This window comes from Ensifer sp. Root127 (assembly GCF_001425225.1).
Taxonomy (GTDB): Bacteria; Pseudomonadota; Alphaproteobacteria; order Rhizobiales; family Rhizobiaceae; genus Ensifer; species Ensifer canadensis.
In genome coordinates, this window is record NZ_LMDX01000026.1 from 1 (window position 1) to 15,400 (window position 15,400).

General features: G+C 62.4%; 6 protein-coding genes. 2 read left to right on the plus strand and 4 right to left on the minus strand.

The window, feature by feature from the left end; all coding sequences use genetic code 11:
• A partial coding sequence (locus tag ASD03_RS26170) for a biotin carboxylase N-terminal domain-containing protein (RefSeq protein WP_156408075.1) occupies positions 1-1,199 on the minus strand: 1,199 nt, incomplete at its 3' end.
• A gap of 115 nt (positions 1,200-1,314) precedes the next feature.
• Positions 1,315-2,055 (minus strand): autoinducer binding domain-containing protein, encoded by a 741-nt coding sequence (locus ASD03_RS26175; RefSeq protein ID WP_057210879.1) that lies wholly within the window; start codon positions 2,053-2,055, stop codon positions 1,315-1,317.
• A gap of 388 nt (positions 2,056-2,443) precedes the next feature.
• Here ASD03_RS26175 and ASD03_RS26180 point away from each other — a divergent pair, with 388 nt between their 5' ends.
• Both ASD03_RS26180 and ASD03_RS26185 read left to right on the plus strand, forming a co-directional pair.
• On the plus strand, positions 2,444-4,201 hold the full coding sequence (locus tag ASD03_RS26180) for a glucan ABC transporter ATP-binding protein/ permease (RefSeq protein WP_025425240.1): 1,758 nt from the start codon (positions 2,444-2,446) through the stop codon (positions 4,199-4,201).
• 349 nt (positions 4,202-4,550) lie between these two features.
• Positions 4,551-4,853, plus strand: coding sequence for a hypothetical protein (locus tag ASD03_RS26185; protein ID WP_025425241.1), 303 nt, complete (start codon positions 4,551-4,553; stop codon positions 4,851-4,853).
• Positions 4,854-5,101: 248 nt separating this feature from the next.
• On the opposite strand, the gene opgC is transcribed toward ASD03_RS26185, so the two are convergent.
• Complete coding sequence (opgC, locus tag ASD03_RS26190) at positions 5,102-6,259, minus strand: OpgC domain-containing protein (RefSeq protein ID WP_025425242.1); 1,158 nt, start codon at positions 6,257-6,259, stop codon at positions 5,102-5,104.
• Between the two features lie 212 nt (positions 6,260-6,471).
• A complete protein-coding gene (gene ndvB / locus ASD03_RS26195; RefSeq protein WP_057217355.1) occupies positions 6,472-15,087 on the minus strand; it encodes a cyclic beta-(1,2)-glucan synthase in 8,616 nt (2,871 codons plus the stop codon).
• Positions 15,088-15,400: the final 313 nt, after the last annotated feature.

The window sequence follows — 15,400 nt, forward strand, 5'->3', positions numbered from 1 at the left end:
GGATCGTAGTAGCGGGTGATGACCGCGCCCGAATAGGCGGTGCCGCCATCGAGCCGGATGCCGAAGCCGGTTGCGCCGCGATAGGCAGTGATGCGGCCATAGTCCGGAATGAAGTTCTGCTCGGGATCTTCCGTGGTGATGCGGCACTGCAGCGCGTGGCCGTTGAGGCGGATATTTTCCTGCGACGGCACGCCGGATTCCGGCGTGCCGATGGCATAACCGTCGAGGATGTGGATCTGCGCCTTGACGATATCGATGCCGGTGACCACCTCGGTCACCGTGTGCTCGACCTGGATGCGCGGATTGACTTCGATGAAGTAGAATTTGCCGCTGTCGGCATCCATCAGATACTCGACAGTACCGGCGCCGATGTAGTTAGTCGCCTCGGCAATGCGCTTGGAATAGGCGGCAAGCTCTTCGCGCTGGCTGGCGTTGAGGTAAGGCGCCGGCGCGCGCTCGACGACCTTCTGGTTGCGCCGCTGGATGGAGCAGTCGCGCTCGAACAGATGCACGACGTTGCCGTGGGTATCGCCGAGAACCTGGCTTTCGACGTGGCGGGCACGCTCGACCAGCTTTTCGAGGTAGACCTCGTCCTTGCCGAAGGCGGCCTTGGCCTCGCGCTTGGCTTCCGTCACCTCGCGGGCGAGATCCTTCGGGTCGCGGATCGCGCGCATGCCGCGCCCGCCGCCGCCCCAGGAAGCCTTCAGCATCACCGGATAGCCGATCGCCTCGGCCATCTTCGCCACTTCAGCCATGTCTTCGGGAAGCGGTTCCGTCGCCGGCACGACCGGTACACCGATCGAGATCGCCAGGTTGCGGGCGGCAACCTTGTTGCCGAGCTGGCGCATGGTTTCCGGCTTCGGGCCGATGAAGGTGATGCCGGCCTCGGCGCAGGCCTCGGCGAATTCGGGGCTTTCCGACAACAGGCCGTAGCCCGGATGAATGGCATCGGCGCCGGAAAGCTTGGCGACGCGGATCACTTCCTCGATCGACAGGTAACTCTCGATCGGCCCGAGGTCCCGCGACAGATGCGGGCCGCGGCCGACCTGATAACTTTCGTCCGCCTTGAAGCGGTGCAGCGCCAGTTTGTCCTCTTCAGCCCATATCGCGACCGTTTTCAGACCTAGTTCATTGGCCGCGCGAAACACGCGGATTGCAATTTCGGAACGGTTGGCAACAAGGATCTTCGAAATGGGCAAGTCGGACTCCTCAAGACTTGAAACGCGGGAAATGCTGCACCCGCGAAGTAAAGTATTAGCGGGTCGCGGAATGAAGCGCAATTTCAGAGTCGAGCGGAAATCCGAGAGAAATGGATCAGGAAATGAGCCCCAGCCGGAAGGCGATCGCCACGACGTGGTGACGGTTCTTGCCCTTCAGTTTCTCCTGGATGCCGTTCATGTACCAATCGACTGTGTGACTGGAAATATCGAGCACCTTGCTGATATCGTTCGAGGTCATGCCGTCGGCGAGATAGTTGAGCGCTTCCATTTCGCGCCGCGTCATCTGCACTTCGACACGCGATGCGAGTTCGGCTGAAATCTCCGGATCGGTCAGTTCCAGCAGTTTCCAGAACAGACGCTTGGCAATCTGGTCGAACAGGCTGATTTCAATAGGGCTCAAATCGACGACGCGGCCGCCGACCGTGAGATTGCCCAACAGGCCGCGGCGGCCGTGCACCGGAAAGATGTAACCGTCATAGAGGCCGTGGTTGCGGGCCTCGATCATCATGCTTTCCATGCGCTTGCGATGCGGGTCGGAACGGAAGGCAAACAGTGTGTCGCGCCAGCGGAAGCCGCGCTGGGCGTGACCGAGGTAGCGGATGGTCGGATCGATCACGACAAACTTCTTGCGGATGTAGATCTGCGGCCAGCCTTCCGGCCAGCGACCGGCGAGCAGCAGCCTCAACGGGTTTTCGTGAGGCTTCGGCTGCCTGACGACCCCGTAGAAGTCGAAGCCGCAGCGGTCGAGCAACCGTTCGAACTCCGGTACGATTTCTTCGCGCGTCTTCATCTCTTCGATCAGCGCAAGAAATTGCACAAGCAGCGTGATATTCATGGATCACCTTCCAGGTAGAACACGTGTGCGAGGGCCGGAAACCGGACATGAATGAACCGTTCAGGGGCCATTCATGTTGCACCCGCGATAATTCGACATACCACGCCCGGTCTTGTGCGAAAATCGCGAGAAATCGGAATTGGACGGAAAAGATAGCAGACTATGAATACTCTCGCCAAGCCCAACGACGGGCGAACGGAGTTTCGCTATCAAAACCGCCTCAAGCTCCTGTTTTTCCTAAAATATCGCAAATGACCGTCCCAGAGCGGCCTTGGCGGCCGGCAAATCGCGGCCTCGTGCCCGACGGCCGGAGGTGTTGAGGCGTGACGCATTTGCCGCACGAATGTTTGGTGCGGCGCAAAATCCGGTACCCGGAAGGGGTGAGACAGTGTCATTGTTCCAAGTGTATGCAAGAGCGCTTCAGTATCTTGCGGTTCACAAGTTCCGTGTCTCGGCGATCGTGCTCGCCAACGTCGTGCTCGCCGTCATCACGATTGCGGAGCCGATCCTGTTTGGTCGCATCATCGACGCCATTTCCTCCAAAGGCGCAGTAACGCCGATGCTGCTGATGTGGGCAGGCCTGGGTGTGTTCAACACCGTCGCCTTCGTCCTCGTCGCCCGCGAAGCGGATCGGCTGGCCCATGGCCGTCGCGCCACGCTGCTGACGGAAGCCTTCGGCCGCATCGTCTCGATGCCGCTCTCCTGGCACAGCCAGCGCGGTACGTCGAACGCGCTGCATACGCTGCTTCGCGCCTGTGAAACGCTGTTCGGTCTCTGGCTCGAATTCATGCGCCAGCATCTGGCAACGGCGGTAGCGCTCGTCCTGCTCATCCCGACCGCGTTTGCGATGGATGTACGCCTGTCGCTGGTGCTCGTCGTCCTCGGTGTCTCCTATGTGCTGGTCAGCAAGGCTGTCATGAACCGCACCAAGGAAGGCCAGGCCTCGGTCGAGAACCACTATCACACGGTTTTCTCCCACGTTTCCGACGCCATCAGCAACGTTTCGGTCGTTCACAGCTACAACCGCATCGAAGCCGAAACGCGCGAACTCAAGAAGTTCACCGAACGCCTGATCTCCGCCCAGTTCCCCGTGCTTGACTGGTGGGCGCTGGCAAGCGCGCTCAACCGCGTCGCTTCGACCATCTCGATGATGACGATCCTCGTCATCGGCACCGTGCTCGTCCAGCGCGGCGAACTCGGCGTCGGCGAAGTCATCGCCTTCATCGGCTTTGCCAACCTGCTGATCGGCCGTCTCGACCAGATGAAGGCTTTCGTTACGCAGATCTTCGAAGCCCGCGCCAAGCTTGAAGACTTCTTCCAGCTCGAAGATTCGGTGCGCGAACGCGAAGAGCCGGCCGGTGCGATGGACCTGGGCGCGGTCAAGGGCGAAGTGGAATTCCGCGACGTGTCCTTCGACTTCGCCAACACCACGCAGGGCGTGCGCAACGTGTCCTTCACGGCCAAGGCCGGCCAGACGATCGCGATCGTCGGCCCGACCGGCGCCGGTAAGACCACGCTCGTCAACCTGCTGCAGCGCGTTCACGAACCGCGTGACGGCCAGATCCTGATCGACGGCGTCCATATCGCCAAGGTCACGCGCAAGTCGCTGCGCCGCTCGATCGCCACCGTCTTCCAGGACGCCGGCCTGATGAACCGCTCGATCTGCGAAAACATCCGGCTTGGCCGCGACGACGCGTCGCTCGACGAAGTGATGGCTGCCGCCGAAGCGGCTGCCGCCAGCGACTTCATCGAAAGCCGCAACAATGGCTACGACACCGTCGTCGGCGAACGCGGCAACCGCCTGTCTGGCGGCGAGCGCCAGCGCGTTGCGATTGCCCGCGCCATCCTCAAGAACGCACCGATCCTGGTGCTCGACGAGGCGACCAGCGCGCTCGACGTCGAGACCGAGGCTCGGGTGAAGGATGCGATCGATGCGCTTCGCAAGGACCGCACCACCTTCATCATCGCCCACCGCCTGTCGACGGTGCGCGAGGCCGATCTGGTGATCTTCATGGATCAAGGTCGGATCGTCGAGATGGGCGGCTTCAACGAGCTCAGCCAGAGCAACGGCCGCTTCGCCGCCCTGCTTCGCGCCAGCGGCATCCTGACGGACGAAGACGTCCGCATGAGCCACACGGCGGCCTGAGCCGACGCCTTATAGATCACGCAATGCAAAAGGCCCCGGACCCTCCGGGGCTTTTTTCGTTCATGCCGCTCGCATTGACTTGGCTCTTGCAATCCCGTTCAAGTACTGCGCCGTCGTTTGCTGGACGGCACTGCATGCAGCCGCCATTGGCGTCATGGGTTCTCGGTCAGAACGGCCAGCGAATTCGGCGTTAGCGAAGGCCAGCGAACATCCTTCGGAAGGTAGGTCACGATTGACCGTTTTATTCGATGGTCGGGTCATGGCTGATTATCATCAGTTCTAGCTCGCAGACGCTTCCAACAACCTACATCTCCCATCGAACTGGACAGACGAAGACTTCAAGATCCGAATGCTTGCAGGCAACGATGCGCTGGTCGTCGTGACTGCTCGGAACAGGGATGTTGCGGTTATCGTGGAACTGCACGAACAGATGCCGAAGATCGACATCGAAAATGCGGATCATGTCGTCATCGGACGGCTCCACACGTCAGGCCAAATCGTCATAGCCGGGCTAACTGACTATCTTCAAGAGGTTCATGTTCGCGTTCCTGCGGGGCATCTGGACGCCATGGTCGTGTCGACCGGACTTCGCACCCTGAGTGACGTCGGCCTACGCCGGGCGTCTTTATTAGACGCGCAAAGGTCGCTGTAGCCCTTTGAATGGCTGCAGTTTTTGTCCTTCAATCGAATAAGATTAAAGGAAACATGCAGTAGATGGCGATGATCGGTACCGCGTGTATCTCTGGGCCCTGCGAAGCAGGCGGAATTACTGTCCTGCGCGCCAATGGCAAGACGATCGAACTCGAGGGTAGGGGCCCCCAAGTTCCGCGGCCGGCTGCCTACACATTTGAACCGGCGGCCGAGCCTTGATGCAAACCCTTGGTCGTCCTTATCGTTTCATCATGTCGCTCGCATCGGTTTCGCGCTGACGACGCCCCGCAACCATTCCAGATAGTAGCCGTAAACGAAGTGCAGGCCGATGCCGACGATCACGAAGAGCGTGCCGGCGATCGGGTTCCGGCCGGTCACGAACAACAGCACCTGACCGACCATCGCCAGGATAGTGCCGAAAATGAAGATCGGCAGGGAATGGCGGCCGACCATCGCCAGCGGGTGGTCGGCATCGAGCCGGGCGAGGCGATTGACGGCGGGAATGACGGCGACGAGATAGGCGATCGCGAGAACATGGCTTAGCCGCGTCAGTGACAGGAAGGTCTTGTCGAAACCGGTCAGCACCGCCGGAAGACCGAAGGACAGGTCGATGTTCCACCAGGAGAAGAGAACCCACAGCGCCGAAACGACGAGATAGATCGCGGCGATCGCGATCAGCAGCGGCCTGCGCGGCAGGACTGCGCCCTGGCGGATCGCGGTCATCGAGACGATGCCGATGACGAAGAGGAACTGCCAGGACCACGGATTGAGAAACCAGTAGCCCTCGTCGAGGAAGTTGGAGGGCACCAGCTTGAACACCCCGGCCACAAGCCAGAGCAGCGCGGAAAACACGAGGAGCAGCCGGCTGCTGATGCCGTTCAGCCAGAGGATGCCGGGCAGCATCAGGAACAGCACCGCATACATCGACAGGATGTTGTTATAGCCGAGTTGGTGCCCGAGCAGGACCATCGCGACGATGCCTTGCTCGGTCTGCTCGACGAAGGGTCGGATGTTTATCTCGCTGATCAGGTCCTGCCGGCCGAAATAGAGGGCGCCGCCGGCAAAGATCGCCAGTGTGACGATACTGGTCATGATATGGGCGACGTAGAGCGCCAGCGCCCGCCGCCAGATCTTGAGCGTCAGCGCCAGGCATGCGCCGGACACGAACTTGCCGCCATAGGCAAGCCCGACGGAGAGGCCAGAGATGAGCACGAAGGCCTCGGCCGAATCCGAGAAGCCGAAGTTCTTGTGGGTCAGATATTCGAGATATTGCCCGGGCACGTGGTTGACGAAGATCGTCAGAAGGCAGAGCGCCCTCAACACGTCGAGGCGCGTGTCGCGCTCCTTGGGAACCATGCGGGCGGATATCGTCGGGTTCGAGCCGCCCCCAAATGTGTTTTGCAGCATGCGGTCTAGTATCCGGGATCTGGCGCCCCTGCCCCACCCCTGTTGAAACGGGCACCGGACATGCGCTTAGCCCCAGGGGCAAGCGCATGTTCGATGCCGTCGATCGATGCACGAGCCCGTCAGGGTTCGTGCCGCCGGCAAATCAGCAAGAAAAAACCGGCCTTGCCCGTTCGGGTGCAAAGCCGGTTCCAACGTTCATTCAATACCGGCAGTTACAGCAAAATGCCTTCATGCGCGTTTTTTGTGACACTATTATTGATGCTGACGATCGGCTCGCGACTTTTTGCATCGCGCTTGACCGAAATCTTGTGCTTCGTGCCGTTCAGCGTCACTTCCGCCGAGTAGCCGTCCCAGGCCTCCGGCAACACCGGTCGGATGACCAGCTTGTCGCCTTGTCGGCGGATGCCGAGAATACCCTCGACGCCGGCGCGGTAGAGCCAGCCGGCCGACCCGGTATACCAGGTCCAGCCGCCGCGTCCGGCGAGCGCGCCTTCGCCATAGATATCGGCGGCGACCACATAGGGCTCGACCCGATAGTGGTCCGCGTCTTCGCGGCTGAGGGCATGCGAGACAGGGTTCAGCATCTGGAAGACACGCCAGGCTTCCTCGGCCCTTCCCTGCTCGGCAAAGGCCAGCGCCACCCAGGTCGCCGCATGGGTATATTGGCCGCCGTTCTCCCGTACGCCAGGCGGATAGGCCTTGATATAGCCCGGGTCCTGCCTGGTTCTTTCAAGCGGCGGCGTGAACAGCCGGACAATGCGGCGATCCGGATCGACGAGTTCGGCCATGACCGCATCCATCGCATTCTGCGATCGCTGCTCGTCACCCTCGCCTGAAAGCACGCTCCAAGACTGGCCGATCGAATCGATCCGGCATTCGTCGCTTTCGCTCGATCCGAGCGGCGCGCCATCGTCGTAGTAGCCGCGACGATAGTAGTCACCATCCCAGCCGGCTTCGTCGAGCACCTTTTTCAAGGTGGCGAGATGCGCTTCCCAATGGCTGACGCGCGCCTTGTCCTTGCGCTCGCGGGCAAAGGGCAGGAAGCCGCGCAGCGTGCCCGCCAGGAACCAGCCGAGCCAGACGCTGGTGCCGCGGCCGGCAATGCCGACGCGGTTCATGCCGTCGTTCCAGTCGCCGCCGAGAATGAGCGGCAGGCCATTTTCGCCGCTGCGCTTGATCGCGAGATCGAGTGCGCGGGCGCAATGCTCGTAGACGTCGGCGATCTCGTCCGAGATCTCCGGCTTGTAGAAGCTGTCGTGCTGCCCTTCCTCGAGCGCCGGTCCGGTGATGAAGGCGATCTTCTCACCGAGAATGTCGGCGTTCCCCGTCACTTCGCAGTAGTGCGTGACGGCATGGGCAAGCCAGACGACATCGTCCGAGATCATTGTTCGCACGCCGGCGCCGGTGCCCGGCAGCCACCAATGCTGCACGTCACCCTCGACGAACTGCCGCGCGGCCGCGTTGAGGATCTGTGCCCGTGCCAGTTCCGGCCGATGGATCAGGAACGCCAGCGTATCCTGCAGCTGGTCGCGGAAGCCGAAGGCGCCGCTCGCCTGGTAGAAGGCCGAGCGTGCCATGATCCGGCAACCAAGGCTCTGATAGGGCAGCCAGTTGTTGATCATGGTGTTGAAGGCCGCATCCGGCGTTTCCACCTTCACGATGTCGGTGAACTCGGTCCAGAAGGACTTGGCGGCGTCCATGACGGTGTCGAACGCAGTCTGGCGCAACTCGCCGAGAACCGAGCGCATCTGCTCGTCGTTGTCGGCGTCGCCGAGGATGAAGGTGAGCTGCTTTTCGGCACCGGGCTCGATCACCAGATCGGTCGCCAACGCCGCACAGGCGTCGCCATCCACATCGATCGAGCCGGAAAGCTCGGCGCCAGCGAAAACGGCCTGCGGCACCAGAATGCCGCCGACCCGCCCGAGGAACTCGCGACGGCTTGCCGTATGGCTCACACCTTCACCGCCATCGACAGCAAAGAAGGCCGAACGACCGGCATAGTCGATGCTGTAGGGGTTGGTTGCAACCAGCGCATCGGAGGCTTCGTCCCAGGTCGACAGAACGAAGGGCGCCATGCGGGCCCGGTTGTTGCCGAGCACCCATTCGGCAAAGCCGTAGACCTTCAGCTGGCGGGCAGCCGTGGAGCGGTTGCGGATCGAGATGCGGACCAGCTTGGCCGGCAAGGTCCGGTGCACCGTGTGGGCTGCCTCGATATCGAGATCGTCCTGTGTGCTGCGGAATGTCGAATAGCCAAGTCCGTGGCGCGTCTCGAAGACGACCGACCGGCTGCGCGACAGGGCAGCGTATGGCGTCAGCACTGCGCCGCTCGCCATGTCGCGGATGAAGACCGCTTCGCCCGGCCGGTTGACGACCACATCGTTGGCCCACGGCGTCAGCTGGTAGTCGCGCGAGTTGCGGCTCCAGGTGAAGGCGGCCCCTTCGGCCGAAACGTGGAAGCCGAACTGCTCGTTGGAGATGACGTTGATCCACGGCTGCGGTGTCGCCTCGCCGCCGCGCAGGCGCACGACATATTCGCGCCCACCTTCGGCAAAGCCGCCGTAGCCGTTCCAGAAATCGAGACCGTCACCGACAATCTCCGCATCGACGGCGTCGGCCGGCTGCTGCGGGGCGGCGAGCAGAGCGAAGTTGCTTTCGCTGCCCTTCACCGGTGGCGTCGAATAGAGCGAATTGGCGCGGGCGATCTGGTCGGAGATCGTGCCGTTGCGGGCATGGAAGACGGCGCGGGAAGCCGACAAGAGCGTCGACCAGGTCTCCGCCTCCATCAGGTCGCGGCGCACCGAGAAGATGTGCTGGCGCGGACCGTCGGAGAGGCCGCGAAGCCTCAGGTTCTCGCACATCGAATCGAGCGCGTGCTGCATGTCCTGGGCATAGGACGAGGCCCGCTCGTTGATGATCACCAGATCGGCGGTAATGCCGCGCGCGCGCAGATATTCCTGTGCCCTGAGGGCCTCACGAGCGATGCCGAGGTCACCGTCATCGTTGATGCGCAGGCAGAAGATCGGGAAGTCGCCCGAGATTGCCAGCGGCCAGAGCGTTGACTGCGACGCGAGCCCCGCCTGAACCGTTGCGGTATCGGCGCGCAGGTGCATGTCGGGGTAGACGAGGTAGCGTCCGAGCATCTGGAAGCTTGCGGCCTCCTGCGAGGTGACGCCGACATGGCGCATCTGCACCTGACTGCGCGTCCAGGCATGGATCAGCTCGTGATTGAAGGTTTCCGTGTGCCTGTAGCGATCGATGGCGCGGTCGACGGCCTCGCGGTTCGGGGCCGCGATCGTCCAGAAGACGACGCTGACCTTCTTGCCGGCCGGAACCCGAACGACACGTCGAAGCGACATGATCGGGTCGAGCGTAAAGCCATCGGTTCCCGAAAGCACCGCGTCGGTGTCGAAGGCGGCGGCCTCGGCAAGGGTGCGCCCCTGGCCGATGAAGCGGCGACGGTCGGTCTCCGCCTCGGTCGGACGGTCGCTGCCGGCATTATCGGTGACGAGATGCGCCACTTCCATATCCGGATCGCCTGAGCTGCGCTTGTTGCGGCTGACATGGATGACGTCGCCGCGCCGGCTGATCTCCGTGCGCAGGAACATCTTGGAGAAGGCGGGATGCGCGCTGTCGGCCTCGTCGGTCGACAGCACCGGTTCGGCATAGGACGTCACCTCGATGAAGCGGTCCTGCGTTCCGGTGTTGAGCAGGATGACGCGGCGGCCTTCGGCATCGTGCTCGGTGGCAACGATGCACTCGACTTCGCTGGTGAGGTCGCCGACGGTCTTGACGAATTCGGCCTTGTCGTCACCGAACCGCGTCAGGAGCTTTTCGCCGACGGCGCGCCGGGGCTCGGCGGTGGCCGACCACCAGTCGCCCGTCGTCGTGTCGCGCAGGAAAATGAAGGTGCCCGTGCGGTCCTCGACCGGGTCCGGCTTCCAGCGGGTGACCGACTGGCCGTTCCAGCGGGCATAACCGGCACCGGTTGCCGTCAGCATGACGGCGTAGTGGCCGTTGGACAGGAACACGGTTTCGCGGTCCTGGGCGAGCGGGTTTTCGATGACCCGAACCTCCGGACGCAACAGATCGTCCTGGCCCTTGCCGAGCGATTCCGGCTCGCGCTTGGCGTTCATGATCGGAATATCGCGCGGCGCCTTTTCCTGCAGCAGCAGTTCGGCCGCCTCGATTACCGGATCGGCGTGGAACCATTCGCGCAGCCTGCCGGTGAATACGACGTTGGCGACAGCGGCGATCGACATGCCATGGTGGTGGGCATAGTAGTTGCGCACGACGGCGCATTTCTGCCCCTCGGGCACGCGCGTCGGCGTGAAGTCGACGGCATCGTGGAAGCCGTAAACGCCGAGCGCCCCGACTTCGCGCAGTCGACCGAGATTGGCGAGCGCCGCCTTCGGATCGTACATGCAGGCGAGAATGGAGGCGTAGGGCGCGATGACGGCGTTCTGCCCGAGGCCACGCTTGAGGCCAAGCGTCGGCACACCGAAGTTGGTGTACTGGTAGGTCAGCTCGTGGTCGCGCGCATTGAAGGCCGCTTCGGAGATGCCCCACGGCGTGCCGAGACGGCGGCCGTGATTGATCTGCTCCTTGACCACCAGATTGTTGGTCTGGTTGAGGATACCGCCCTGCCGCTCCTGCATCACCAGCGGCGGCATCAGATATTCGAACATCGAACCGGACCAGGAGATCAGCGCGCCACGCGCGCCGATCGGCACGATCGGACGGCCGAGCTTGTACCAGTGCTCGGTCGGCAGGTCGCCCTTGGCGATCGCGAACAGGCTGGTCAGACGGGCCTCGGACGCCAGAAGATCGTAGCAGGCCTCGTCGAGCTCATTGGCGTTGACGCGGAAGCCGATTGACAGCAGGCGACGCTCGGGCCGGAACAGGAAGCCGAAATCCATCGAGAAGGCGATGTCGCGAGCACGATCCTTTAGAACCGCCAAGCGCTGGCGCAGCGCTTCGATGGCGCCAAGATCGAACACGCCGTCGGCAATATGCGCTTCGCAGGTGGTGACCAGCGCGTTCGCCCACTTCGTCACTTCGCTGCTCTGGGCCGTGCGAACCTCATGGTCGAGGTTGACGGTCAGCTTGTGCATGTCGCGCGCCAGAACGGCGAGATTGATCACGCGGATCGATGCGAATTCATGCTCGCGCTTGACGGCAGCCAGAGCATTCTGGAAGCCGACGATGCGCTCCTCGATCAGGCGGCGCAGCGGGCGAACGGTCTTGCGGTCGTCAGGCAGGTCGTTCAGCACCTCGGCAAGAATGGCGACGACGTCGCCAATGCCGTCAAGGCTGCCCTGGACATGCGCCGACGGCGCTTCCGCCCATTCCCGACACATGGACGACACGGCGATCAGGTGGCCGGCAAGATTGCCGCTGTCGACCGACGAGATGTAGCGCGGCTCCATCGTTTCGAGCGTGTTGGTGCGGTACCAGTTGAACAGGTGGCCGCGATATTTCGGCATCCGGTCGATGGTCGCAATCGTCTGCTCCAGGCGGTTGATCGTTTCTTCGAAGCCGATCCAGCCGAAGTCGCGTGCCGACATGACCGAGAGTAGGTAGACGCCGATATTGGTCGGCGAGGTGCGCTCGGCCAGCACCGGCTGCGGCGTTTCCTGGAAGTTGTCCGGCGGCAGAAAATTCTGCTCGGCGGTCACGAAGGTCTCGAAATAGCGCCAGGTGCGCCGCGCGATCAGGCGCATTTCCTCGATCGCCTCGTCGGAAACGACCAGCTGGTCCTCGGTTTCGGCCGATTGGCTGACGAACCACGCGACAGCGGGAGAAAGCGCCCAGAGCAGGGCAAAGGGAATGCCGATGAAGGGCAGGCCGGTATCGGAAATCGCCGCAAGCGCCAGCGACAGAACCGACAGCGCCGGTGCGATCCACATCGCCTTGTAATAATCACCGATGCTTCCATGCCCGGCACTTTGCACCTGGGCAGCGGTGCGCCATTCCAGCATCAGCTTGCGGCTGACGAAGGTGCGGTAGAGCGAACGCACGATCGCGTCGCCCATCATCGCCGCGCCATGGGCGATGAAGACGATGCGAAGGGCGACCTGGGCATTGGCGGCACGAACTTCGGTCAGCACAGCATGGAGGTGGGCACGGGCGACGATGTCGTTGCGGCGCGGCAGGAGGCCATTGATCAGCGACAGCGTCGGGGCGACGAACAAGCTGAAGATCAGCACGATCTGCCAGATCAGCGCCTCGGTCGGCTGCATGTAGTACCAGCCCATGACAGAGGCGACGAGCCAGGCGCAGGGGATCAGCGAACGGCGCAAATTGTCGTACATCTTCCACCGGCCGAGCATCGACAGGCCGTTCGACGGGTTGAAGATATAGGGCAGCAGCTGCCAGTCGCCGCGGGCCCAGCGATGCTGGCGCGACATCTCTACCTCGTAGCGGGTCGGGAAATCCTCGACGAGTTCGACGTCCGTCACCAGCGCGCAGCGCACAAACGAGCCTTCGAGCAGGTCGTGGCTGAGAACGGCATTTTCCTCGATCCGCCCCTTGAGCGCGGCCTCGAAAGCATCGACGTGATAGAGGCCCTTGCCGGTGAAGCTGCCTTCGCCAGCGATGTCCTGGTAGACGTCGGAAACGGTGAAGACATAGGGGTCGATGCCACGATTGGCCGAGAAGATGCGCTGGAAGGCCGAGGCTTCGCTTCCAGTCGTCAGCGACGGCGTCACGCGCGGCTGTAGCAGGCTGTAGCCGGCAATCACCTTCTGTGTTTCCGGGTCGACGATCGGGCGGTTGATCGGGTGGTACATCTTGCCGACGAGCTTCGTCACCGCGTCGCGCATCAGGCGCGTATCGGCGTCGAGCGTCATGACATATTGAACGTTCTCCGGCACGGTATTGGCGCCCTGGAGGAACGAGGTGTCGCGATCGCCGCGCAGCAGCATGTTCAGCTCATGCAGCTTGCCGCGCTTGCGCTCCCAACCCATCCATACGCCTTCCGCCTCGTTGAAGAGGCGGCGGCGGTGCAGCAGGAAGAAACGCGTCCTGCCGTCATAGGCATAACGCGCCGAAAGCTCGGCAACCTCGCGCCGGGCATAGTCGAGAACATCGGTATCGGCCGGGGTTTCCTCGAACTTGCTGTCGATCCAGTCGCTGAGCAGCGCGAAAGAGATCTCGCCGCGCGGATTGGCGAGGTAGTGAACCTCGAGATTGCGCACGAGTTCGTCGACATGGTCGCGCTTGGAGATCAGGCAGGGCACGACGACGAGCGTGCGGGCATATTCCGGAACGCCATCGAGGAACTCATAGCCGACCAGGCGCGACGGTTTGACGAACAGCGTGACGAGCGTGTTGAACAGACCCATCGCACCTTCGGACGCCGGCAGCGCAAACAGCAGAAGCATGATCAGCTTCGCGCCGTTCGGAATATCCATCGGGCTGACGAAGGCATAGACGGCGACCATCGCCAGGATCGTCAGGAGAATGTTCGGTCCGGCGATCGCAAACCAGTCGAGCTTGCGGCTGAGGCGAATGATGCTCTGCAGCACCGACGGCCGGTAGCCGATCTTCTGCTCGAGCGCCTTGCGCTGCTTGCCGACAAGGAAGGAGCCAACGTTCGGCTCATGAAGCTGCGGCTCGACTGCAGCCACCGCTTCCGCTTCCTTCACCATCTCGATGGCGATCTGGGTGACTTCGTATTCGCTGTGGCCGGAGCGGCGCGCCAGCTTTTCGATCGTATCGCGGTATTTGTTGCGCGAGCCGAATTCGAGCGCGGCGTAATCGGAACCATCGCGCAGCGCCGCATCGATCTTGCTGACGCTTTCGAACCAGACGGCCCAGTCGGTATCGTCGATCTCGCGCAGGCTGCGGATGATGTTGCTCATCGTCGCATTGCCTGACGACAGGCGGTTCTGCTCGGCGACCAGCGCGTCCTCGACGTCGCTGCCGCGCTTCTCGAGCTGTTCCTCGATCCAGGCGATCACCGAGCCGGAGGTCTGCGAGCCATCGCGCATGCGGTAGAGCAGCTGGGCGACGAAGGTATTGTCCGCCGCAAGCGCCTCGGATTCGGCCAGCAGCGCTCGCAACTTTTCCGGGTCGTTGTGACGGATGATCTGGTCGGCGATGTCGTTGGCCTTGCGCCGCATGCCGCGCGAACGCTCGACGCGGATGGCGATGCGCCGCAGGTTCTCGATGAGAACGAAGCGCAGGATCGAGGGCAAGGCCCACAATTCGCCGATCTTGAACGTGTCGTGCTTCTGGAAGCCCTCGACCATCGCGGTAATGCTTTCCCGCGAGACCGTGCTGTGCGTATGGGCGACATAGAGCCAGGCGAGCGCCATCGTGCGCGGAATGACTGTTCCGGAGACGGACAGCGTGGGCAGCTGGCGATAGAACTTGCGCGGGAAGTCGCGGCGGACTTCCTGGATCGCTTCCTCGACCACGTGGTGGTTGTCGAGCAGCCATTCGGCGGCCGGCGTGATCGACGCCCCCGCTTCGACATCAGCCGCTGTTGCCCGATACACCCTCAGGATTTCGTTTTCATTCTCGCGGTGGCGCGGGCGGAATTCGAACGGGAAGAAGCCCGGCAGGGACGGTGCGCCCTTGAGCGCAAGGGTCTCGCCGCTTTGCCGCAGATCCTCCATCGAGAAAAAGGTCGAGCGGATCGAATCGTTGTAATCGATCTGTTTCGCTTCCGGTTCGCGAGAAGAGGAGGTCGGCGTGTTGTGAAGGGGCATGGGTGCTGGTTCTGAATCCAACCGGGGTTGATCGGCCCGGCTCTCGTTGTTCTGCCGGGTTGGCTGCGGTCCTGAAGTTCCAGGCTTGGCCGGCACGTTGCTAGACACGGTCATGTGTCCTCCCATCCGCCGTCATTTTCCGGCAAACCGGAAACTGGCGGAAACTGGCGCCGCCCTTGAACTGGGCATCAGAGAAAGCAAAGCCGGCGGCGCATTGGTTTTCAAGGCCGCGTGATGCATGAAAGTGGCATTTTTTAGCCGTGGTGCCAACAGCTTGCAAGGATCGGCGGCGCAAGTTTGGACGAATTGCGCACACTCTCATCGGGCGAAAACGCAATAGTCCGCGCTCGCCTATGGCAACCTCAAATCTATGTATCAATTTTGCCCCTTCCCGGCGCATCTCTGGGTAGCAGTCCGTCGCGAAACG